The organism is Mycobacterium interjectum (assembly GCF_900078675.2).
Taxonomy (GTDB): Bacteria; Actinomycetota; Actinomycetes; order Mycobacteriales; family Mycobacteriaceae; genus Mycobacterium; species Mycobacterium interjectum.
Genome location: NZ_LT546237.1, coordinates 2,715,054 through 2,737,225 on the forward strand (window position 1 = coordinate 2,715,054; position 22,172 = coordinate 2,737,225).

At 64.7% G+C, this 22,172-nt stretch carries 18 protein-coding genes and 3 rRNA genes; 8 read left to right on the forward strand and 13 right to left on the reverse strand.

What is annotated here, in order from left to right:
* Nucleotides 1-656, reverse strand: a 656-nt coding sequence (locus tag BN4348_RS47410; RefSeq protein WP_066914956.1) for a thioredoxin domain-containing protein, incomplete at its 3' end; no start/stop codon positions are given.
* 135 nt (nucleotides 657-791) lie between these two features.
* Nucleotides 792-1,973: an acetyl-CoA C-acetyltransferase gene (locus BN4348_RS47415; RefSeq protein ID WP_066914663.1), complete on the reverse strand. Its 1,182-nt coding sequence runs from the start codon at nucleotides 1,971-1,973 to the stop codon at nucleotides 792-794.
* 78 nt (nucleotides 1,974-2,051) lie between these two features.
* On the opposite strand from BN4348_RS47415, the gene mce reads away from it, so the two are divergent.
* Entirely contained in the window at nucleotides 2,052-2,510 is a 459-nt protein-coding gene (gene mce / locus BN4348_RS47420) for a methylmalonyl-CoA epimerase (RefSeq protein WP_096866170.1), read from the forward strand.
* A 67-nt stretch (nucleotides 2,511-2,577) separates the two neighbouring features.
* Here mce and BN4348_RS47425 read toward each other — a convergent pair whose 3' ends face one another.
* Both BN4348_RS47425 and nucS read right to left on the reverse strand, forming a co-directional pair.
* Nucleotides 2,578-2,871, reverse strand: a complete 294-nt coding sequence (locus BN4348_RS47425; RefSeq protein WP_084454284.1) for a hypothetical protein — start codon at nucleotides 2,869-2,871, stop codon at nucleotides 2,578-2,580.
* A 23-nt stretch (nucleotides 2,872-2,894) separates the two neighbouring features.
* Entirely contained in the window at nucleotides 2,895-3,566 is a 672-nt protein-coding gene (gene nucS / locus BN4348_RS47430; protein ID WP_066914665.1) for an endonuclease NucS, read from the reverse strand.
* A gap of 45 nt (nucleotides 3,567-3,611) precedes the next feature.
* On the opposite strand from nucS, the gene BN4348_RS47435 reads away from it, so the two are divergent.
* From BN4348_RS47435 to BN4348_RS47450, 5 genes are all read left to right on the forward strand, one after another.
* Nucleotides 3,612-5,237 (forward strand): adenylate/guanylate cyclase domain-containing protein, encoded by a 1,626-nt coding sequence (locus tag BN4348_RS47435; RefSeq protein WP_066914666.1) that lies wholly within the window; start codon nucleotides 3,612-3,614, stop codon nucleotides 5,235-5,237.
* A gap of 150 nt (nucleotides 5,238-5,387) precedes the next feature.
* Entirely contained in the window at nucleotides 5,388-6,788 is a 1,401-nt protein-coding gene (locus BN4348_RS47440) for an L-lactate MFS transporter (RefSeq protein WP_066914667.1), read from the forward strand.
* A complete protein-coding gene (locus tag BN4348_RS62200) occupies nucleotides 6,785-6,910 on the forward strand; it encodes an MFS transporter small subunit (protein WP_264033617.1) in 126 nt (41 codons plus the stop codon). The genes BN4348_RS47440 and BN4348_RS62200 overlap by 4 nt, the downstream gene beginning before the upstream one ends.
* Before the next feature lie 356 nt (nucleotides 6,911-7,266).
* Nucleotides 7,267-8,772, forward strand: a complete 1,506-nt coding sequence (locus tag BN4348_RS47445) for a DNA-3-methyladenine glycosylase 2 family protein (protein ID WP_066914668.1) — start codon at nucleotides 7,267-7,269, stop codon at nucleotides 8,770-8,772.
* On the forward strand, nucleotides 8,769-9,266 hold the full coding sequence (locus tag BN4348_RS47450; protein ID WP_066914669.1) for a methylated-DNA--[protein]-cysteine S-methyltransferase: 498 nt from the start codon (nucleotides 8,769-8,771) through the stop codon (nucleotides 9,264-9,266). The genes BN4348_RS47445 and BN4348_RS47450 overlap by 4 nt, the downstream gene beginning before the upstream one ends.
* A 106-nt stretch (nucleotides 9,267-9,372) precedes the next feature.
* Here BN4348_RS47450 and rrf read toward each other — a convergent pair.
* The 4 genes from rrf to murA form a co-directional block, all read right to left on the reverse strand.
* Nucleotides 9,373-9,486: ribosomal RNA gene (gene rrf / locus BN4348_RS47455) — 5S ribosomal RNA — on the reverse strand.
* A gap of 91 nt (nucleotides 9,487-9,577) precedes the next feature.
* Nucleotides 9,578-12,678 (reverse strand): 23S ribosomal RNA (locus BN4348_RS47460).
* Nucleotides 12,679-12,957: 279 nt separating this feature from the next.
* Nucleotides 12,958-14,477: ribosomal RNA gene (locus BN4348_RS47465) — 16S ribosomal RNA — on the reverse strand.
* The 16S, 23S and 5S rRNA genes sit together here, the layout of an rRNA operon.
* 373 nt (nucleotides 14,478-14,850) lie before the next feature.
* Nucleotides 14,851-16,104 (reverse strand): UDP-N-acetylglucosamine 1-carboxyvinyltransferase, encoded by a 1,254-nt coding sequence (gene murA, locus BN4348_RS47470; protein ID WP_066914670.1) that lies wholly within the window; start codon nucleotides 16,102-16,104, stop codon nucleotides 14,851-14,853.
* Nucleotides 16,105-16,208: 104 nt separating this feature from the next.
* Between murA and BN4348_RS47475 the strand changes: the two genes are divergently transcribed.
* The gene (locus BN4348_RS47475; protein WP_066914671.1) at nucleotides 16,209-16,784 is read left to right on the forward strand and encodes a cob(I)yrinic acid a,c-diamide adenosyltransferase; all 576 of its coding nucleotides are present in this window, start codon (nucleotides 16,209-16,211) and stop codon (nucleotides 16,782-16,784) included.
* Nucleotides 16,785-16,805: 21 nt separating this feature from the next.
* Nucleotides 16,806-17,240, forward strand: coding sequence for a VOC family protein (locus BN4348_RS47480; protein ID WP_066914672.1), 435 nt, complete (start codon nucleotides 16,806-16,808; stop codon nucleotides 17,238-17,240).
* Here BN4348_RS47480 and BN4348_RS47485 read toward each other — a convergent pair whose 3' ends face one another.
* The 5 genes from BN4348_RS47485 to atpA are packed head-to-tail and all read right to left on the reverse strand — an operon-like array spanning nucleotide 17,241 to nucleotide 22,164.
* Nucleotides 17,241-17,684: a DUF2550 domain-containing protein gene (locus BN4348_RS47485; RefSeq protein WP_066914673.1), complete on the reverse strand. Its 444-nt coding sequence runs from the start codon at nucleotides 17,682-17,684 to the stop codon at nucleotides 17,241-17,243. It abuts the gene before it with no gap.
* 8 nt (nucleotides 17,685-17,692) lie between these two features.
* Nucleotides 17,693-18,058, reverse strand: a complete 366-nt coding sequence (locus BN4348_RS47490; protein ID WP_066914674.1) for a F0F1 ATP synthase subunit epsilon — start codon at nucleotides 18,056-18,058, stop codon at nucleotides 17,693-17,695.
* A gap of 22 nt (nucleotides 18,059-18,080) precedes the next feature.
* A complete protein-coding gene (gene atpD / locus BN4348_RS47495) occupies nucleotides 18,081-19,547 on the reverse strand; it encodes a F0F1 ATP synthase subunit beta (RefSeq protein ID WP_066914675.1) in 1,467 nt (488 codons plus the stop codon).
* A gap of 19 nt (nucleotides 19,548-19,566) precedes the next feature.
* Nucleotides 19,567-20,484, reverse strand: coding sequence for a F0F1 ATP synthase subunit gamma (locus BN4348_RS47500; protein WP_066914676.1), 918 nt, complete (start codon nucleotides 20,482-20,484; stop codon nucleotides 19,567-19,569).
* A gap of 6 nt (nucleotides 20,485-20,490) precedes the next feature.
* Complete coding sequence (gene atpA, locus BN4348_RS47505; RefSeq protein ID WP_066914677.1) at nucleotides 20,491-22,164, reverse strand: F0F1 ATP synthase subunit alpha; 1,674 nt, start codon at nucleotides 22,162-22,164, stop codon at nucleotides 20,491-20,493.
* Between the last annotated feature and the right edge of the window lie 8 nt (nucleotides 22,165-22,172).

The following is a 22,172-nucleotide window of genomic DNA, read 5'->3' on the forward strand; positions in this document are numbered from 1 at the left end:
GGGCGTTGCGCCGTTGCGCGCGTGAGGAATTCGATCTGCCGGATCGCGCCCTTGGCTTCGACGCTGGCGGGGTTGGCGTCCAGGATCGCCTGATACGACTCTTTGGCGGCGTCGAAATCGCCGTCCTCAAGCTGTTGGCGCGCCTGGGCCAGCTGCGGATCCACTTCCACTTCTCCGGAACCGCTTGTGCCCCTGAGCTTTCCGGCCGTCGCCGACATCAGCGAGTCCACCCACCGACGCAACTGGTCGGGCGGCTGAACGCCCTGAAAGCTGGACAACGGCTGCCCGGCGGCCAATGCCACGACAGTCGGCACCGCGTCGACGCCGAATATCTGGGCCACCCTTGGCGTCACGTCGACATTGACCGTCGCCAGCGCCCATCTGCCGCCGTCCTCGACGGCCAAGTCGGACAGCGTCTCGAGGAGCTGGACGCACGCGTCGCTGCGCGGCGACCACAACAACACCACGACGGGGACCTCGTCGGACCGGACGATCACCTGTTCTTCGAAATTGGCCTCGTTGACCTCCGTGCCGCCCGGCGTCGCCGGGCCTGCGGGGCCGGCCGAGGAAGCGTTCTGCTGGGCTCGCTGCTTGAGACCGGATAGATCGACCGCACCGGCCAGTGCGGGCCCGATCGAGGGTCGCGGACGCGTCACGCCGTCAAGTTTGTCATGCGCTTCGGATGCCGAGCCACCCGGTCGCGCTGACGCCCTAACGGGCCTGATCGGCGGTTATGACCAAGATCACAAACTTTTCGCCACAGCAAACGCCAGCAACGCCGGCGTGGGTGCCTAACCGGCCCGCAGGATCAGCGCGTCACCCTGGCCGCCCGCCCCACAGAGGGCCGCAACGCCGTAACCGGAGCCTCGCCGCGCCAGCTCCAGGGCGACGTGCAAAGTGATCCGGGCGCCCGACATGCCGATCGGATGACCGACCGCGATCGCGCCGCCGTTGACGTTGACGATCTCGGGGTCGACGCCAAGTTCGCGGGTCGAGGCCAGGGCCACCGCGGCAAACGCCTCGTTGATCTCGACGACGTCGAGCTGGTCGACGGCGATGCCCTCTCGGCCGAGCGCTTTCTTGATCGCGTTGGCCGGCTGGGACTGCAGCGTCGAATCCGGCCCGGCCACAACGCCATGCGCGCCGATCTCGACGAGCCAGGAAAGCCCGAGCTCCTGCGCTTTCGCCTTGTTCATCACCACCACCGCGGCCGCGCCGTCGGAAATCTGCGACGCCGAGCCGGCCGTGATGGTCCCATCGCGGCGAAACGCCGGCTTCAGGCCGGCCAGGGACTCCGCGGTGGTGTTGGCGCGGATGCCCTCGTCCTCGGCGAACTGCAACGGATCGCCCTTGCGCTGCGGGATATCGACCGGCACCACTTCGTCGGTGAAGACGCCGTCTTTCCATGCCGCGGCCGCCTTCTGGTGGGACCGCGCAGCGAACTCGTCCTGCTCGTCGCGGGTGAACTGGTCAACGTCGTTGCGCTGCTCGGTGAGCGCGCCCATCGGCTGGTCGGTGAACACGTCGTGCAGGCCGTCGTAGGCCATGTGGTCCAACACCGTGACATCGCCATACTTGTAGCCCGCCCGGCTATCCATCAGCAGGTGGGGCGCCTTGGTCATCGACTCCTGGCCGCCGGCCACCACCACGTCGAACTCCCCGGCGCGAATGAGCTGGTCAGCCAGCGCGATGGAGTCGATGCCGGACAGGCACATCTTGTTGATGGTCAGCGCCGGAACGTCCCACCCGATGCCCGCCGCGACCGCCGCCTGACGGGCGGGCATCTGGCCGGCGCCGGCCGTCAGCACCTGGCCCATGATCACGTACTCGACCGCCGACGCCGGCAGCTGGGCCTTCTCGAGCGCCCCGGCGATCGCGATCGCGCCCAGGTCGCTGGCCGAAAAATCCTTCAGCGAACCCATCAGCTTCCCGATGGGCGTCCGCGCCCCAGCAACTATCACCGACGTCGTCATGAGTACCTCCTGAGCGTGCCCGGACGGCCGATTCGGCATCCTGGAGAAGCGCAATCTTTGCCGTCAGGTTACCGTTACGTGATGACGACCGATCAAGTTGACGCCCGTCACCTCCTGGCAACCTCCTTGGTGACCGGCCTGGATCACGTCGGCATCGCGGTCGCCGACCTGGACGCCGCCATCACCTGGTACCACGACCACCTCGGCATGATCCTGGTGCACGAGGAAGTCAACGACGACCAGGGCATCCGCGAGGCGATGCTGGCGGTCCCCGGGACCACCGCCCAGCTCCAGCTGATGGCCCCGCTCGACGACTCGTCGACGATCGCGAAGTTCATGGAAAAGCGCGGTCCGGGCATCCAACAGATGGCCGTTCGGGTCAGCGACCTGGACGCCATTTGTGAGCAGCTTGGTGAGCAGGGCGTGCGACTCGTCTACGAGTCACCCCGCCGCGGCACAGCAAACTCACGGATCAACTTCATCCATCCCAAGGACGCCGGCGGGGTCCTGATCGAGCTGGTCGAGCCGGCCTCCTAGGAAGCGGCTGGCCGCACGTTCGGCCCTCAGTGCGCGGCTAGCCGCACACTAATGTCATGCCGATGTTTCAAGACCACTTCCGCGTTGGGCCGCGAGTGGCTCGGTTGGCCCAGCACGGCGTGTGCCAATGCCGCCGGTCCTCGGTCCCCTGCGGCCCGTCTGCGGGCCACACCACCAAATGTGCAGTGCCGGAAGCGATTTCGTGATCGCAACCGGGGCAGCGATAGGTCTTGATCGCGCGGGCCGCGGCGACGGGGCGCACCTCGTACTCGTAGCCGTCGGGCCCCGTCTCCACCCGGTGGGCAACCGGCGGGAGTGAAACCGGGCGCTGCCGGCGTGGCGGTGTGCGGCGCCGAGGCATGCCCGACAGTCTAGTCGGGCACGTCAGAACAACCGGTATTCATCACTGTCCATGCCACGCATCTTGTCGTAATCCAATGTGACGCAACGTATCCCACGGTCGGTGGCCAGCGTGCGCGCCTGCGGCTTGATTTGCTGAGCGGCAAAGATCCCCTTGACCGGCGCCAGCACGCTGTCGCGGTTGAGCAACTCCAGGTAGCGGGTGAGCTGCTCCACCCCGTCGATCTCGCCACGGCGCTTGATTTCGACCGCGACCGAGCCACCGCGCTCGTCGCGGCAGAGCAGATCCACGGGTCCGATCGCGGTCATGTACTCGCGGCGGACCAACGTGTATCCCTCGCCCAGCAGCTGGACGTGCTCGGCGAGCAACGCCTGCAGGTGCGCCTCGACGCCGTCCTTCACCAAGCCGGGGTCGACGCCCAGATCGTGGCTCGAGTCGTGTTCGATCTCCTCGACGGTGATGCGCAACTGCTCGCCGGCCTTGTTCTCCACCACCCACAGCGGCACGTCCCCACCGAGTTCTTCGGTCAACCAGCACGGCGGGCTCATCCAGTTCAACGGCTTGTAGGCGCGGTCGTCGGCGTGCACGCTGACCGACCCGTCGGCCTTGAACAGCAGCAGCCGCCGCGCGGACGGCAGGTGTGCGGTGAGCCGGCCGACGTAGTCGACGGTGCATTGGGCGATGACGAGGCGCACCCGACTCACCTTAGAGCTTGGGCGACAAATTAGGCTTGCGCCACGATGTCGGCCAAAAAGAGCATGGCACAACGTATCGGCCGGGTGCTCGAGCGGATTACCCGCCAGAGCGGGCGCCTGCCGGAAACGCCCGCCTACGGCTCCCTGCTCCTCGGGCGGGTGTCGGAAAGCCAACGACGTCGCCGCATCCGCATCCAGGTCATCATGACCGTGCTGGTTCTCGGCGCGAACCTCATCGGCATCGGCGTGGTCATGCTGATCGTGGCGGTCGCCGTTCCCGAACCGAGCGTGTTCGACGACGCACCGGCCTGGCTCACCTTCGGGGTCGTGCCGGCCTACATCGCTCTGGCCTTGGCGGTGGGCACCTATTCGATCACCCGCCGGACCGTCCTCGCCCTGCGCTGGGCGATCGACGAGCGCAAGCCCGCCCGCGTCGACGAGCGCAACACCTTCCTGGCCCCCTGGCGAATCGCCATCGCCGACCTCGTCCTGTGGGGACTCGGCGCGGTGGTGTCGACCATCCTCTACGGCCTCGTCAACACCCAGTTCATCCCGCGGTTCATCGTCGCGGTGGGTTTCTGTGGGGTGCTGGTGGCCACCGGCAGCTATCTGCTCGCCGAGTTCGCGCTGCGCCCGGTGGCCGCTCAGGCGCTCGAGGCGGGGCCACCGCCGCGACGGCTGACGGCGGGGATCATGGGCCGAACCATGATGGTCTGGTTCCTGGGGTCCGGCGTGCCCGTCATCGGCATCGGCCTGCTGGCGATGTTCCAGATCCTGATGCGGAACCTGACCGAGACCCAGTTCGCGGTCGGCGTGCTGATCATCTCGTTCGCCGCGCTGGTCTTCGGCTGCCTCCTGATGTGGATTTTGGCCTGGCTGACCGCGACACCGGTGCGGGTGGTGCGCGCGGCGCTGCAGCGCGTCGAGCAGGGCAATCTGCGCGGCGACCTGGTGGTCTTCGACGGCACCGAGCTCGGCGAGCTGCAGCGTGGTTTCAACGCGATGGTCGACGGGCTGCGCGAGCGTGAACGCGTGCGGGACCTTTTCGGCCGGCACGTCGGCCGGGAGGTCGCGCTGGCCGCCGAGCGCGAGCGACCGAAACTGGGCGGTGAAGAGCGGCACGTCGCGGTCGTCTTCATCGACATCGTCGGCTCCACTCAATTGGTCACCACGCAACCGCCGACCCAAGTCGTCGAAGCGCTCAACCGGTTTTTCGCGATCGTCGTCGAGGAAGTGGACCGCCATTGCGGCCTGGTCAACAAGTTCGAAGGCGACGCGTCGCTGGCCATCTTCGGGGCTCCGAACCACCTGGACTCGCCCGAAGACCAGGCGCTGGCCGCGGCGCGCCGCATTGCCGAACGGCTTGCCGGCGAAATGTGTGAGCTCGACGCGGGCATCGGTGTGGCGGCCGGCCAGGTCGTCGCCGGCAACGTGGGCGCCAAGGAGCGGTTCGAATACACCGTCATCGGCGAGCCGGTCAACGAGGCCGCGCGACTGTGCGAACTGGCCAAGTCCCGTCCGGGCAAATTGCTTGCGACCGCCGGCGCACTCGAGGGCGCCAGCGAAGACGAGTGTGCCCGTTGGTCTTTGGGCGACACCGTGACCCTGCGCGGGTACGAGCGCCCCACGCGGCTAGCCCACCCGGTTGAGGCCGCCCGGTCCGATCGCTGATCCGCGCTGACAACGCCCGTGGTCAACACCGATCAGCGTTGTCGATAGAAATCCCTTATCGGACAATAGAAATCGTGCCTTGACCGCGAGGTTGCACCCCGCAAATAGTGGCGACGGGACGGAGCTCCGCCCGCGGGAGAAGGGTGCATCGTGACAAGCGTTGGCTTGCTGGACCGTTCGAGAATCGTTGCCCAACCCGGATGGAGCCGCTGGCTGGTTCCACCGGCCGCGCTGTCCATCCACCTCGCCATCGGCTCGGCCTACGCCTGGAGCGTCTTCAAGATCCCGCTGGAGAAGTCGCTGCACGTCTCCGGAACCGCGAGCGCGATGCCGTTCACCGTCGCCATTGTGGCGCTGGGCCTTTCGGCCGCGGCGTTCGGCACCCGCGTCGACCACTACGGGCCACGCTGGGCCATGGTCGTGGCCACCGTGTGTTTCTGCAGCGGGCTGCTGATCGCGGGATTCGGAGTTTCCGTCCGCCAATACTGGCTCGTCGTGGTGGGCTACGGGGTCGTCGGAGGGGTCGGCCTCGGTATCGGCTACATCTCACCGGTGTCCACGTTGATCAAGTGGTTTCCCGACCGCCCGGGAATGGCGACCGGACTGGCGATCATGGGCTTCGGCGGTGGGGCCCTGATCGCCTCGCCGTGGACCAACAGCCTGCTCGACGCGTTCGGCCGCACCAGCACCGCCGGCGTCGCACGGACCTTCCTGGTGATGGGCTGCAGCTATGCCGTGTTCATGTCGATGGGATGCCTGCTGATCCGGGTGCCGGCGCCGGGTTGGGCGCCGGCGGGCTGGAAACCCATGCCGGACACGGCCGGATCGCTGGTCAGTACGGCCGGCGTGTCGGCAGCCAACGCGATCAAGACGCCGCAGTTCTGGCTCCTGTGGGCGGTGCTCTGCTTCAACGTGACCGCCGGGATCGGCATCCTGGAGAAGGCCGCACCGATCTACCAGGATTTCTTCCCGCGGGCGCCCCGCGCGGCCGCGCTGGCTTCGGCGGCCGCCGGGTTCGTCGCCCTGCTGTCGCTGGCCAACATGCTCGGCCGGATCGGCTGGTCGTCGCTGTCGGATGCGCTGGGCCGCAAGAACATCTACCGCCTCTACCTCGGCGGGGGCGCACTCCTGTATCTCACGCTGGTGTTGACGACGAATACCAACAAGGTCACCTTCTTGCTGTGCACCGTGCTCATCCTGTCGTTTTACGGCGCGGGCTTCTCGACGGTTCCGGCGTATCTGCGGGACCTGTTCGGCACCTACGAGGTGGGCGCGATCCACGGCAGGCTGCTGACGGCCTGGTCGGTCGCGGGTGTGCTGGGCCCGCTCATCGTCAACGCCATCGCCGATTCCCAGAAGACGGCCGGGAAGCATGGCCCCGACCTCTACCTCGTGTCGTTCGAGGTGATGATCGCCCTGCTGGTCGTCGGGCTGATCTGCAACGAGCTGATCAGGCCCGTGGCCCCCATATTCCATGAGCCCGCACCGCCCGACGGCGCAGCGTTGGCGCCCGAGGCAATTCCCCACCGGCAACCGGAGAGGCAACCGTGACGAACCCGACGACGACGGCACGCCCCGCCCCCATCGCACTGGCCTGGCTGTGGGTGGCGCTGCCGTTCGCTTATGGTGTCTGGCAACTCTTTTCGAAGATCACCCAGTTGTTCGGCGCCTGACCGATCGGCCGGCCTCACTCAGAGTGATCGAGCGGTGAAGCACATCAGCGCGAGGATGTATACAACGCCGCTATGTCGCCCGGTGGTTCGACGTCGGTGACGACGACCCGGTGATCGAGGTGATCAACGACAGGACCGCGCGGTCATAATCATCGCGGTGTCTTGCGATGGGCCAACCGGGTGGTCGGCGGACACCACCAAGGACCGGCCGTGCTGCCACTCAAAACCCCACCGCCTCAGCTCGCGGAGACGATTGTCACGGAATTGGACAAGCCGGATTAGCGACGATGGGCCGCTCCCACATCGATGTCGCTTTTCCGCCAGTTTTGTCGGCAGCCGGGTGTAACTGTGGAACCGTGCACGACGATTTCGACCGCTGCTACCGGGCCGTCCAATCCAAGGACGCCCGGTTCGACGGCTGGTTCGTCACCGCGGTGCTGACGACGCGGATCTATTGCCGGCCCAGCTGCCCCGTGCGGCCGCCGTTCGCGCGCAACGTGCGTTTCTACCCAACGGCGGCGGCCGCCCAGCGGGCGGGGTTCCGGGCGTGCAAGCGGTGCCGTCCCGACGCCTCGCCCGGATCCCCCGAATGGAACGTGCGCGGCGACGTCGCCGCGCGGGCGATGCGGCTGATCGGCGACGGAACCGTGGACCGGGAGGGCGTCGGGGGTCTCGCGGCCCACCTCGGTTACACCCCGCGGCAGCTCGAGCGGCTCCTGAGCGCCGAGGTCGGCGCCGGCCCGCTCGCGCTGGCCCGGGCGCAACGGGCCCAGACCGCGCGGCTGCTCATCGAGACCACCACGCTGCCGTTCGGCGACGTCGCGTTCGCCGCCGGATTCTCCAGCATCCGGCAGTTCAACGACACCGTGCGCTCGGTGTTCGAGACCACGCCGTCTGCGCTGCGCCGGCGGCCGGCCGTGCGGGTTGGCGCCGAAACGAATCCCCCTGGTGCGCTGTGCCTTCGGCTGCCCGTGCGCACACCGTTCGCATACGAGGGCGTCTTCGGCCACCTCGCGGCCGGCGTCGTGCCCGGCTGCGAGGAAGTGCGCGACGGCGCCTACCGGCGCAGCCTTCGGCTTCCGCATGGCGGCGCGGTCGTGACGCTGGCGCCGGCCGTGGACCACGTCCGCTGCCGGCTGGCACTCGACGACTTCCGCGACCTCACCACCGCGATCGCCCGCTGCCGGCGGTTGCTGGACCTCGACGCCGACCCCGAAGCGGTGGTCGACGCGCTGGCCAGCGACCCCGAGCTGGCCGCGGTGGTGGAAAAAGCACCGGGCCAACGCATTCCGCGGACGGTGGACGAGGCCGAGCTGGCCGTGCGCGCGGTGCTGGGCCAGCAGGTCTCGACCAAGGCCGCCAGAACCCACGCGGGCAGGCTGGTCGCGGCCTACGGACGCCCGGTGCACGACCCCGAGGGCGCGTTGACACATGCCTTCCCGTCGGTCGAACAGCTCTTGGAAAACGGGCCGATCGATCCCGTCCGCCTCGCGGTCCCCGAAGCTCGACGGCGCACGCTGCACGCGCTGATCGCCGGCCTCGCCGACGGCAGCGTCGTCCTGGACGCCGGGAGCGATTGGGAGGCCGCCCGCTCACAGTTGCTGGCGCTGCCCGGCGTCGGACCCTGGACCGCCGAGGTGATCGCGATGCGCGCCCTGGGCGACCCGGATGCGTTTCCCGCCAGCGACCTCGGACTTCGGCTGGCCGCAAAGCAACTCGGGCTGCCCGCGGATCAGCGGAAACTCATCGAGCGCAGCGCCCGCTGGCGACCCTGGCGCTCGTATGCCACCCAACATCTGTGGACCACCCTCGATCATCCGGTAAACCATTGGCCACCAAAGCCTGCAAAGGAGGGCGCATGATCAGCTATCGCACCATCGAGAGCCCGATCGGGCTGCTGACGTTGGCCGGGCGTAGCCCGGTCCTGACGAATCTGCGGATGGTCGACCAGACCTACGAGCCGAACCGCGCCGGCTGGTCGCCCGACGCGCGGGCGTTCGATGCGGCCGTCGAGCAACTCGGCGCCTATTTCGCGGGCGAGCTCACCGACTTCGACATCGAGCTCGAGCTGCGGGGCACCGAATTTCAGCGGCGGGTGTGGCGGGCGCTGCTGACGATCCCCTACGGCGAGACGCGGTCGTACGGGGAGATCGCCGAACAGATCGGCGCCCCCGGTTCGGCGCGCGCGGTGGGCTGGGCCAACGGCCACAACCCCATCGCGATCGTCGTTCCCTGCCACCGGGTGATCGGCGCCGGCGGAAGCCTCACCGGCTACGGGGGCGGGCTGGACCGCAAGCGCACACTGCTCGACTTGGAGAAAAAGCGGGCGCCGGCGGATCTGACATTGTTCGACTAGGCGGACGAACGTCGAGTTGTTGTGGTGATAATCGCCCCAACAACTCGACGTTGGGCGGCAGGGAATATGCAAAAACACCCCCGTTTCCGGGGGTGTTTTTGTATATGTTCGGCGGTGTCCTACTTTTCCACCCGAATAGGGCAGTATCATCGGCGCTGACAGGCTTAGCTTCCGGGTTCGGGATGGGACCGGGCGTTTCCCTGTCGCTGTGGCCGCCGTAACTCTATTTATTTTTCATTCAAGTGTTCTGGTGGGGGGTGCGGTGTTCGGCGCGACAATTGTCGCGCAGCTGGATCGTGGTTGCGATTTGTGTTGGTAAGTTTTCGGCCGGTTAGTGCCAGTTCCCTACACTCATTACTGAGCTTCTAGGTCTGGCCTATCGAACCCATGTTCTGTGGGGGGCCTTATCCCTCTAAAAGGGTGAGAAACCTGATCTTGGAGAAGGTTTCCCGCTTAGATGCTTTCAGCGGTTATCCTGTCCGAACGTGGCTATCCAGCGGTGCCCCTGGTGGGACAACTGGTGGACCAGAGGTTCGTCCGTCCCGGTCCTCTCGTACTAGGGACAGGTTTCCTCAAGTTTCTGACGCGCGCGGCGGATAGAGACCGAACTGTCTCACGACGTTCTAAACCCAGCTCGCGTGCCGCTTTAATGGGCGAACAGCCCAACCCTTGGGACCTGCTCCAGCCCCAGGATGCGACGAGCCGACATCGAGGTGCCAAACCATCCCGTCGATATGGACTCTTGGGGAAGATCAGCCTGTTATCCCCGGGGTACCTTTTATCCGTTGAGCGACACCCCTTCCACTCGGGGGTGCCGGATCACTAATCCCGACTTTCGTCCCTGCTTGACGTGTAGGTCTCGCAGTCAAGCTCCCTTGTGCATTTACACTCAACACCTGATTGCCGTCCAGGTTGAGGGAACCTTTGGGCGCCTCCGTTACATTTTAGGAGGCAACCGCCCCAGTTAAACTACCCGCCAGGCACTGTCCGTGAACCGGATATACGGTTCGACGTTAGGTGTCCAATACGATCAGAGTGGTATTTCAACAACGACTCCACCCCAACTGGCGTTGAGGTTTCACAGTCTCCCACCTATCCTACACAAACCGTACCGAACACCAATACCAAGTTGTAGTGAAGGTCCCGGGGTCTTTTCGTCCTGCCGCGCGTAACGAGCATCTTTACTCGTAGTGCAATTTCGCCGAGTCTATGGTTGAGACAGTCGAGAAGTCGTTACGCCATTCGTGCAGGTCGGAACTTACCCGACAAGGAATTTCGCTACCTTAGGATGGTTATAGTTACCACCGCCGTTTACTGGGGCTTAAATTCTCCGCTTCACCTTGCGGTTAACGGGTCCTCTTAACCTTCCAGCACCGGGCAGGCGTCAGTCCGTATACATCGTCTTGCGACTTCGCACGGACCTGTGTTTTTAGTAAACAGTCGCTTCTCGCTGGTTTCTGCGACCGGATCCCGCTCCCAGCGCAAGGCTGTTCACGGTATTCCGGCCCCCCTTCTCCCGAAGTTACGGGGGTATTTTGCCGAGTTCCTTAACCATAGTTATCTCGTACGCCTCGGTATGCTCTACCTGACCACCTGTGTCGGTTTGGGGTACGGGCCGTGTGTGTGCTCGCTAGAGGCTTTTCTTGGCAGCTGAGGATCACCGAATTCACCTCAATCGGCTATGCATCACCTCTCAGGAATATGAGCGACGGATTTGCCTATCGCTCTCCCTACAGGTTTGCCCCAGTATTACCACTGACTGGTACGGCTACCTTCCTGCGTCACCCCATCGCTTGACTACTACCAACGGAGGTCCCACGCAGCCCCGAAACTCCATGCCCCCGAAGGGGAATGGTCGATCCGGTTTTGGGTGGTTAGTACCGCTGATTCGTCAGGGACGCGCACACACGGGTACGGGAATATCAACCCGTTGTCCATCGACTACGCCTGTCGGCCTCGCCTTAGGTCCCGACTCACCCTGGGCGGACTGGCCTGGCCCAGGAACCCTTGGTCTTACGGCGGGCAAGGTTCTCACTTGCCTTATCGCTACTCATGCCTGCATTCTCACTCCCCCACACTCCACCACCGGTCACCCGGCGGCTTCGCTGCATGAGGGACGCTCCCCTACCCAACCTTTCGGTTGCCGCGGCTTCGGCGGTGTGCTTGAGCCCCGCTACATTATCGGCGCACAATCACTTGACCAGTGAGCTATTACGCACTCTTTCAAGGGTGGCTGCTTCTAAGCCAACCTCCTGGTTGTCTCTGCGACTGCACATCCTTTCCCACTTAGCACACGCTTAGGGGCCTTAGCCGGCGATCTGGGCTGTTTCCCTTTCGACGTACGGAGCTTATCCCCCGCCGTCTCACTGCCACGCTATACACCACGGCATTCGGAGTTTGGCTGACGTCAGTAACCTAGTAGGGCCCATCGGCCATCCAGTAGCTCTACCTCCGTGGTGAAACACGCAACGCTGCACCTAAATGCATTTCGGGGAGAACCAGCTATCACGGAGTTTGATTGGCCTTTCACCCCTACCCACAACTCATCCCCTCAGTCTTCAACCTAAGTGGGTTCGGGCCTCCACGCGGTCTTACCCGCGCTTCACCCTGGCCATGGGTAGATCACTCCGCTTCGGGTCCAGAACATGCCACTACACCCCAAAGGGGATGCGCCCTATTCAGACTCGCTTTCGCTGCGGCTACCCCTCACGGGTTAACCTCGCGACATGTCCCTGACTCGCAGGCTCATTCTTCAAAAGGCACGCCATCACCCCACAAGGAGGCTCTGACGGATTGTAGGCACACGGTTTCAGGTACTCTTTCACTCCCCTCCCGGGGTACTTTTCACCATTCCCTCACGGTACTAATCCGCTATCGGTCATCGAGAAGTATTTAGGCTTACCGGGTGGTCCCGGCAGATTCACAGCAGATTCCACGAGCCCGCTGCTACTCGGGAGTTGATACAAGGCAGGTGCCGGGTTTTCGCGTACCGGGCTCTCACCGTCTACGGCAGACCATCCCAGGCCATTTCCGCTAACCACGACACTTTTTGACTACCCCTCAGCCAGGTAGAGCTGAGACGTATCAATCCCACAACCCCGCACACACAACCCCTACCCGGTTACACATGCGTGCGGTTTAGCCATGTTCCGCGTTCGCTCGCCACTACTGACGGAATCACAATTGTTTTCTCTTCCTACGGGTACTGAGATGTTTCACTTCCCCGCGTTCCCTCCCGCACCCTATATATTCAGGTGCGGGTAACACGACATCACTCGTGCTGGGTTTCCCCATTCGGAAATCCTCGGATCAACGCTCGGTTGACAGCTCCCCGAGGCATATCGCAGCCTCCCACGTCCTTCATCGGCTCTCGATGCCAAGGCATCCACCATGCGCCCTTAAGCACTTACAAACACAAAAAACCAAAGAAAAATTACACATTTAATGGACACACCACCACGCAGGCAGTGCATCCATTTAGATGCTCGCAACCACTATCCAGTTCTCAAACACCACACCCCACCACCAAGATGGGGGGACACCACTCGAAACAACCCGAGTGCTGCCTCAGGACCCAATAGTGTGTCTGGCTTTCGCTTGTTGTTGCGCACCCGGCCCTCGCCCACTACAGGCGAGAACCCCTCACGGCCTGCACCCCACCAGTTGGGGTGCTTTTCGTGGTGCTCCTTAGAAAGGAGGTGATCCAGCCGCACCTTCCGGTACGGCTACCTTGTTACGACTTCGTCCCAATCGCCGATCCCACCTTCGACAGCTCCCTCCCAAAGGGTTAGGCCACTGGCTTCGGGTGTTACCGACTTTCATGACGTGACGGGCGGTGTGTACAAGGCCCGGGAACGTATTCACCGCAGCGTTGCTGATCTGCGATTACTAGCGACTCCGACTTCACGGGGTCGAGTTGCAGACCCCGATCCGAACTGAGACCGGCTTTAAAAGGATTCGCTTAACCTTGCGGCATCGCAGCCCTTTGTACCGGCCATTGTAGCATGTGTGAAGCCCTGGACATAAGGGGCATGATGACTTGACGTCATCCCCACCTTCCTCCGAGTTGACCCCGGCAGTCTCTCACGAGTCCCCGGCATTACCCGCTGGCAACATGAAATAAGGGTTGCGCTCGTTGCGGGACTTAACCCAACATCTCACGACACGAGCTGACGACAGCCATGCACCACCTGCACACAGGCCACAAGGGAACCGACATCTCTGCCGGCGTCCTGTGCATGTCAAACCCAGGTAAGGTTCTTCGCGTTGCATCGAATTAATCCACATGCTCCGCCGCTTGTGCGGGCCCCCGTCAATTCCTTTGAGTTTTAGCCTTGCGGCCGTACTCCCCAGGCGGGGTACTTAATGCGTTAGCTACGGCACGGATCCCAAGGAAGGAAACCCACACCTAGTACCCACCGTTTACGGCGTGGACTACCAGGGTATCTAATCCTGTTCGCTCCCCACGCTTTCGCTCCTCAGCGTCAGTTACTGCCCAGAGACCCGCCTTCGCCACCGGTGTTCCTCCTGATATCTGCGCATTCCACCGCTACACCAGGAATTCCAGTCTCCCCTGCAGTACTCCAGTCTGCCCGTATCGCCCGCACGCTCACAGTTAAGCCGTGAGATTTCACGAACAACGCGACAAACCACCTACGAGCTCTTTACGCCCAGTAATTCCGGACAACGCTCGCACCCTACGTATTACCGCGGCTGCTGGCACGTAGTTGGCCGGTGCTTCTTCTGCAGGTACCGTCACTTGCGCTTCGTCCCTGCTGAAAGAGGTTTACAACCCGAAGGCCGTCATCCCCCACGCGGCGTCGCTGCATCAGGCTTGCGCCCATTGTGCAATATTCCCCACTGCTGCCTCCCGTAGGAGTCTGGGCCGTATCTCAGTCCCAGTGTGGCCGGACACCCTCTCAGGCCGGCTACCCGTCGTCGCCTTGGTAGGCCGTCACCCCACCAACTAGCTGATAGGCCGCGGGCCCATCCCACACCGCAAAAGCTTTCCACCACAAGGCATGCGCCTCGAGGTCCTATCCGGTATTAGACCCAGTTTCCCAGGCTTATCCCGAAGTGCAGGGCAGATTACCCACGTGTTACTCACCCGTTCGCCACTCGAGTACCCCCGAAGGGGCCTTTCCGTTCGACTTGCATGTGTTAAGCACGCCGCCAGCGTTCGTCCTGAGCCAGGATCAAACTCTCCAAACAAAATCTCCTCGATAAACGAGGTGAATTTACAATCAGAGATACCTGACAAGACGCCAATATACTGGCATCAAAAAAACGGCCATACCCACACACGGGGAGTGCAGAGTATGGCCAAAAAACAACAACAAATTAAAAAGACCAAACACACTATTGAGTTCTCAAACAACACTCATGCTTGTTTTCGCCCGCTTCCGGGCAACCCTGCCAGCTTAATACCGTTCCGGCGGAGGCGTCAAGCCCCAGTTTTGGCCATCTTGTGTGGTGACCGCTGCGGGGCAGCCGTGCCAGGCTAGTACCGATCCGGCGAGGGAGTCAATTCCCCGGTTTCGGTCCCCCTCGCGGGGTGACCGCCCTTGTGGGGCACTGACTTTGACTACTCTACCCGCTCGATCTCCGCTCCCAAAATCGCCAGGTTTTCCACGAACAACGGGTAGCCGCGATCGATGTGGAAGACGTCGTGGACCTCGGTGTCGCCGTCGGCGACGAGCCCGGCCAGCACCAGGCCGGCGCCGGCCCGGATGTCCGAACACCACACCGGGGCGCTGGAAAGTTGCGGCAGGCCCCGCACGACGGCGTGGTGCCCGTCGGTGCGGGCGTCGGCGCCCAGCCGGATCATCTCCTCGACGAACCGGAAGCGCGCCTCGAACACGTTTTCCGTGATCATCGACGTGCCGTCCGCGATCGAGGCCAGCGCGATCGCCATCGGCTGCAGGTCGGTCGGAAACCCGGGAAAAGGCAACGTCGCGACGTTGACCGCCTTCGGGCGCTCGTACTGGGCCACGCGGAAGCTGCTGTCGGTCTGGGTGACCGTGGCACCCGCGTCGTGCAGCTTGTGCAGCACCACCTGCAGGTGGGCCGGGTCGACGCCGGTCACCTCGATGTCGCCGCGCGTCATCGCGGCGGCGATGCCCCAGGTGGCGGCCACGATGCGGTCGCCGATCACGCGGTGTTCCGTCGGATGCAACCGCGGGACGCCGGTGATCGTCATGGTCGGCGAACCCGCGCCTTCGATCTGCGCGCCCATCTGGTTGAGCATCGTGCACAGATCGACCACGTCCGGTTCGCGCGCCGCGTTATGAATAGTGGTGACGCCCTCGGCCACGACGGCGGCCATCAGGATGTTCTCGGTGGCCCCCACGGACGGGAACTCCAGCTGAATCTCCGCGCCGCGCAAGGTGTCCGCCTGGGCGACCACGCATCCGTGCTCGATGTTGCACTGCGCGCCGAGCTGCCGCAGGCCCGCCTGATGCATGTCCAGCGGGCGCGACCCGATCGCGTCCCCGCCCGGGAGCGCGACCCTGGCGCGTTTGCAGCGGCCGACCAGCGGGCCCAACACGCAGACCGAGGCGCGGAACTGTCGCACCGCCGCGAAGTCGGCGTCGTACTTGGGCTCGTCGGGTGAGGTGATGCGGGCGACGTCGCCGTCGAGTTCGACGGTGGCGCCCAGGCCGCGCAAGACCTCGGCCATCAGTGGCACGTCGAGGATGTCGGGGCAGTTGGTGATGGTGCTGGTGCCCTCGGCCAGCAGGGTCGCGGCCATCAGCTTGAGCACGCTGTTCTTGGCGCCCCCGACGGCGACTTCGCCGGACAACCGGTTTCCGCCGGTCACCACGAATCGCTCAGTCACCCGCGTCAGTTTAGTGAAGCGGTTTCGGCTTGTCAGTCAGCCTCGCTTGACGACGATGCGCTCCGCGCGGCCGAGCGAGGCGGCCGGCCGAGTACCGTTTTCTCATGGCGATCCACCTGACCCGCATATATACCCGAACCGGCGACGACGGGACGACTGGGTTGAGCGATTTCTCCCGGGTCTCCAAGAACGATCCCCGCCTGGTGGCGTACGCGGACTGCGACGAGGCCAACTCCGCGATCGGCGTCGCGATCGCCCTCGGTCGGCCCGACGGGGAAATCGCGGGCGTGCTGCGGCAGATCCAGAACGACTTGTTCGACGCCGGCGCGGATCTGTCGACGCCGGTGGTGGAAAACCCCAAATATCCCCCGCTGCGCGTTGCCCAGGCCTACATCGATCGCCTCGAAGCATGGTGCGACAAGTACAACGAGCCCCTGCCGGCGCTGAATTCCTTTGTGTTGCCCGGAGGTTCGCCGCTGTCGGCGCTGTTGCACGTCGCTCGCACCGTGGTGCGGCGGGCCGAGCGCTCAGCGTGGGCCGCGATCGATTCCCTGCCCGACGGGGTCAGCGTGCTGCCGGCGAAGTACCTGAACCGGCTGTCGGACCTGCTGTTCATCCTGGCCCGGGCGGCCAACCCCGAGGGGGACGTGCTTTGGAAGCCGGGCGGCGACGTCCGATGAAAGCTAAGCTACAGTGCCGCAATGAAACACAACCGATCGATCCCGCCGGTCGCCGTGATCCCCGTGCTTTTCTACCCGGACGTGCGCGCGGCGGTGGACTGGCTCGCCGCGGCCTTCGGCTTCGTCGAGCGAACCCGGATCGGCGAGTGCCACCGCGCACAGCTGGGCATCGGCGCGGACGGGGCCATGATCGTCGCGGACGTCGCCGGTGAGCGGCGACCGCCGACGGCCGGCGTCGTCACGCACGAGATCAAGGTGCGGGTCGCCGACGTGGACGGCCAGTTCGAACGCGCCCGGGCGGCCGGTGCGAAAGTGTTGGAGCCGCCCGTCGACCGCGACTACGGCGAACGGGAATGCACCGTCGAGGATCTCGCGGGGCATCGCTGGCAGTTCAGCGAAACGGTGCGCGACGTCGCGCCCGAGGAATACGGCTGCCAGACGGTCAGCCCGTGGTAGTCACACGCTGCGACGGCGTGCGCGCGGTGAGGGACGGGATTCCAGCCAGGACAGGAATGCGGTCAGGGCGCCCTTGTCGAGCGCGAGCTCGTAACCGGACCTGTGGTCCTGCGTCGTGTCGCGCAGCTCCAGCACGACGATCTCGTCGGTCATGATGTCGAATTCGTCGCCGCGCGGCGCACGCCGGGCCACGATCTCCACGCCCCGCCGGCTGAGCCGGCGGTCCGGCCACAAACGCAGGCTGGACAGCCGGTAGAAGGCGGCCTCACCGCCGCGATAGCGGATCACGCCGTGCCGCCAGCCGTGCCCGCCGACGGCGGGGATGTCCCGCATGATCCCGGCCGTTCCGCCCTGGCGCAGCTTCCACAGCCGATAGCTCAGTGCGAGGACGGCGGCCCCCAGCATGACGACGAGCACGACCATGCCGACCATGGGCGCGCTCATCGACGGCGTTAGTCGATCGCGCCGACGGCGCGCAGTCTGGCGCGCCCCCTCGCGGCGATGCGGGGATCGTCGGACTCGGCTGCTTCCCTGGCGGCGCTCTCGTCGATCTCCGACTCGAACTCAGCCGATTCGGCCAGGATGCTGACCTGTTCCTCGGTCACCGTCAGGAACCCGCCATCCACCGCGACCCGCAGGTCGTCCTCGCCTTCGCGTTCGACACGCACCATGGCGTCGTCCACCAGCTGTGCGACCAGTGGGATGTGGTGGGGCAGGATGCCGATCTCGCCGACGGTGGTGCGGGTGAACAGGAACGTTGCCTCACCCGACCAGATCTTCCGGTCGACGGCGACGATCTCAACGTTCAATTCAGCCATGCCAATACCTTTCGACTCAACCTCAGGAATCGAGCTTGGCGCCGAAGCTTTCGGCTTTCTTGGCCAAGTCGTCGAGGCCGCCAATCAGGAAGAAGGCCTGCTCGGGGATGTGGTCGAAGTCGCCCTTAGTCAGCTTGTCGAACGCCTCGATGGTCTCCTTCACCGGCACCGTCGAACCGGGCTGGCCGGTGAACTGTTCGGCGGCCATCATGTTCTGCGACAGGAACCGCTCGATGCGCCGGGCGCGCTGCACCAGCTGCTTGTCCTCCTCGGACAGCTCGTCGATGCCGAGGATGGCGATGATGTCCTGAAGGTCCTTGTAGCGCTGCAGGATTCGGATGACTTCCTGTGCCACGCGGTAGTGCTCGTCACCGACGACACCGGGGTCCAGGATCGTCGAGCTCGACGCCAGCGGGTCCACCGCGGGGAAGATGCCCTTGGAGAACACCGAACGCGACAGCTCGGTGGTGGCGTCCAGGTGAGCGAACGTGGTGGCCGGCGCCGGGTCGGTGTAGTCGTCGGCGGGCACGTACACGGCCTGCATGGAGGTAATCGATTTGCCTCGCGTCGAGGTGATGCGCTCCTGCAGCTCACCCATCTCGTCGGCCAGCGTGGGCTGGTAGCCCACCGCCGACGGCATGCGACCGAGGAGCGTCGACACCTCGGAGCCGGCCTGGGTGAACCGGAAGATGTTGTCGATGAACAGCAGCACGTCCTGGCCGGCCTCGTCGCGGAACCACTCGGCCATCGTCAGCGCGGACAGCGCCACCCGCATACGGGTGCCGGGCGGCTCGTCCATCTGACCGAACACCAGCGCGGTGTCCTTGAGCACGTCGGCTTCCTTGAGCTCCACCCACAGGTCGTTGCCCTCGCGGGTGCGCTCACCCACGCCGGCGAAAACCGAAGTGCCACCGAAGTTTCGGGCGATACGGTTGATCATCTCCTGGATGAGCACCGTCTTACCGACACCGGCACCGCCGAACAGGGCGATCTTGCCGCCACGCACGTACGGGGTCAGCAGGTCGACGACCTTCAGGCCGGTTTCGAGCATCTCGGTGCGCGGCTCGAGGTCCTCGAAGGCCGGCGGCTTGCGGTGGATCGACCAGTGGTCGAAGTCCTCTCCGTACCCCGGCTCGTCCAGGCAGTCGCCCAGGGCGTTGAAGACGTGGCCCTTGACGTCCTCGCCCACCGGCACGGAGATCGGTTTGCCGGTGTCGGTGACCTCGACGCCGCGCACCAGTCCGTCGGTGGGCTGCAACGAGATCGTGCGCACCAGGTTGTCGCCCAGGTGCTGCGCCACCTCCAGCGTGAGCTTCTTGGCCATCGCCTCGTAGGTGATGTCGGCGTGCAGCGCGTTGAACAGTTCGGGGACCGAGCCGCGCGGGAACTCGACGTCGACGACGGGGCCGGTCACGCGCACCACCCGGCCGCTGGTGTCGGTGTCCGCGGACTTCCCGGTGTCTTTGGTCTTCTGGTCAGTGGCAGTCATTTTTCTTCTTCCTCGTGCGCTACTTAGCGTCGGCGAGCGCGTTTGCGCCGCCGACGATTTCGCTGATCTCCTGGGTGATCTGGGCCTGCCGCTCGCGGTTCGCCATCAGCGTCAGCTCTTTGATCAGGTCGTCCGCGTTGTCGGTTGCCGACTTCATCGCTCGTTGGCGCGACGCCAGCTCCGATGCCGCGGCTTCCAAGAGCGCCGCATAGACGCGGGTGGTCAGGTACCGCGGCAGTAAAGCCTCAAAAAGCGTTGTCGCATCGGGCTCGAACGAGTAAAGGGTGTGCAGCTCGGGTTCTTCCTCGACGTACTCGACCACCAGCGGCGCGATGCGGTGGGCCACCGCGGTTTGCGACATCATCGACTTGAACTCCGAGTAGACGATGTGCAATTCGTCGACGCCCTGGACGCCCTCCGACTGCTGCCCCTCGTCGTCGCCGGTGCCCTTCATGAACGCGTCGACCAGGGTCGAGGCGATCTCCGTGGCGTTTTCGTAGGTGGGTTGCTCGGAGAAGCCCGTCCAGGAATCGGTGATGTCCCAGTTGCGGAACTTGAAGTAGTTCAACGCCTTACGGCCGACCGTGTACAGCACCGGCGTCTTTCCTTCCTCCCGCATCAGGGAGAACAGCTCCTCGGAGCGACGGAAGACGCTGGAGTTGTAGGCGCCGCACAATCCCCGGTCGGAGGACACCACCAGGACGCCAGCCCGCTTCGGTTCCTCTCGCTCGACCAGCAGCGGGTGGTCGAGAGCGGCCTCGGCGGACAGGGTGGTGAGCGTCGCGGTGATCTGGAAGGCGTAGGGCCGCGCGGATTCCAGCCGGGCCTGCGCCTTGCCGATGCGCGACGTCGCGATCATCTCCTGGGCCTTGGTGATCTTTTTGATCGACCCTGCCGAACGAATTCGGCCGCGCAATTCGCGAAGTGTGGCCGCCATTGTTAGCTACTTCTTGTCCTTCTTGGAGTCCTTGGATTCCTTCTTCGGCTTCTCCTTCTTGACCTGCACCGACTCCTTTGCCAGGTCTTCCTCGTCCAAAGCCTCGACGTGCTCGTCGGGCACCACCGACCCGCCGTCGGAGGCCGCGAAGCCCTTCTTGAACTTCTTGATGATCTCGGTGAGCTGGTTCTCGCCCTCTTCGGACAGCTTCTGGGTGTCGCGGATCCCGGCCAGGAACTTCTCTTCCGAGGCGCGCATGTGGTCCAGCAGTTCCGTTTCGAACCGCCTGACGTCCTCGACGGGCACCGAGTCCAGGTGGCCGCCCGTGCCCAGGAAGATCGAAACCACCTGCTCCTCGACCGGCATGGGCTGGTACTGCCGTTGCTTGAGCAGTTCGACCAGCCGCTCACCGCGCTCCAGCTGCGCCTTGGAGGTGGCGTCCAGATCGGAGGCGAAAGCAGCGAAGGACTCTAATTCGCGGTACTGCGACAGGTCCAGCCGCAACGAGCCCGCCACTTCCTTCATCGCCTTGATCTGCGCGGCGCCGCCGACGCGGGACACCGAGACGCCGACGTTGATGGCGGGCCGGACACCCTGGTTGAACAGGTCGGACTCGAGGAAGCACTGCCCGTCGGTGATCGAGATGACGTTGGTCGGGATGTAGGCCGAGATGTCGTTGGCCTTGGTCTCGATGATCGGCAGGCCCGTCAGTGAGCCGCCACCGAGCTCGTCGGAAAGCTTGGCGCAGCGCTCCAACAGCCGCGAGTGCAGGTAGAACACGTCGCCCGGGTAGGCCTCGCGGCCCGGCGGGCGGCGCAACAGCAGCGAGATCGCGCGGTAGGCCTCGGCCTGCTTGCTGAGGTCGTCGAACACGATCAGGACGTGCTTGCCGCCGTACATCCAGTGCTGGGCGATCGCCGAACCGGTATACGGGGCAAGCCATTTGAAGCCGGCGGCGTCAGACGCGGGCGCCGCGACGATGGTGGTGTAGTCCATCGCGCCGCCCTCTTCCAGCGCGCGACGGACGGCGGCGATGGTGGTGCCCTTCTGGCCGATGGCCACGTACACGCAACGCACCTGCTTGCTTTCGTCGCCGGACTCCCAGTTCTGCCGCTGGTTGAGGATGGTGTCGATGCAGACCGCGGTTTTGCCGGTCTTGCGGTCGCCGATGATCAGCTGGCGCTGGCCGCGGCCGATCGGCGTCATGGCGTCGATGGCCTTGATCCCCGTCTGCAGGGGCTCCTTGACGCCTTGACGCTCGACCACCGACGGCGCCTGGAGCTCCAGCGCGCGCCGCACGTCGGTCTCGATGTCCCCGCGCCCGTCGATCGGATGCCCCAGCGGATTGACGACCCGGCCCAAGAACGCGTCGCCGACCGGCACCGACAGGACCTCGCCGGTGCGCTTGACCTGTTGGCCTTCTTCAATTTTCTCGAAGTCACCCAGGATGACCGCGCCGACACTGTGCTCGTCCAAGTTGAGGGCGACGCCGAGGACACCGCCCGGGAACTCGAGCAGCTCCTGAGTCATGACGGACGGCAAGCCCTCGACGTGCGCGATGCCGTCCCCGGCGTCGACGACCGTGCCGACTTCCTCGCGCGAGGTGTCGGCGGTGAAGGAGCTTACATACTCCTCGATGGCGCCCTGGATGTCGTCAGCCGAGATTGTCAACTCTGCCATGGCTTTTC

What these genes read in the sequence shown, in the direction of transcription:
- BN4348_RS47415 (WP_066914663.1), bottom strand. Translation starts at nt 1,973, where the DNA reads ATGACGACGTCGGTGATAGTTGCTGGGGCGCGGACGCCCATCGGGAAG.
- BN4348_RS47425 (WP_084454284.1), bottom strand. Translation starts at nt 2,871, where the DNA reads ATGCCTCGGCGCCGCACACCGCCACGCCGGCAGCGCCCGGTTTCACTC.
- BN4348_RS47435 (WP_066914666.1), top strand. Translation starts at nt 3,612, where the DNA reads ATGTCGGCCAAAAAGAGCATGGCACAACGTATCGGCCGGGTGCTCGAG.
- BN4348_RS47450 (WP_066914669.1), top strand. Translation starts at nt 8,769, where the DNA reads ATGATCAGCTATCGCACCATCGAGAGCCCGATCGGGCTGCTGACGTTG.
- BN4348_RS47475 (WP_066914671.1), top strand. Translation starts at nt 16,209, where the DNA reads ATGGCGATCCACCTGACCCGCATATATACCCGAACCGGCGACGACGGG.
- BN4348_RS47480 (WP_066914672.1), top strand. Translation starts at nt 16,806, where the DNA reads ATGAAACACAACCGATCGATCCCGCCGGTCGCCGTGATCCCCGTGCTT.
- BN4348_RS47485 (WP_066914673.1), bottom strand. Translation starts at nt 17,684, where the DNA reads ATGAGCGCGCCCATGGTCGGCATGGTCGTGCTCGTCGTCATGCTGGGG.
- BN4348_RS47490 (WP_066914674.1), bottom strand. Translation starts at nt 18,058, where the DNA reads ATGGCTGAATTGAACGTTGAGATCGTCGCCGTCGACCGGAAGATCTGG.
- atpD (WP_066914675.1), bottom strand. Translation starts at nt 19,547, where the DNA reads ATGACTGCCACTGACCAGAAGACCAAAGACACCGGGAAGTCCGCGGAC.
- BN4348_RS47500 (WP_066914676.1), bottom strand. Translation starts at nt 20,484, where the DNA reads ATGGCGGCCACACTTCGCGAATTGCGCGGCCGAATTCGTTCGGCAGGG.
- atpA (WP_066914677.1), bottom strand. Translation starts at nt 22,164, where the DNA reads ATGGCAGAGTTGACAATCTCGGCTGACGACATCCAGGGCGCCATCGAG.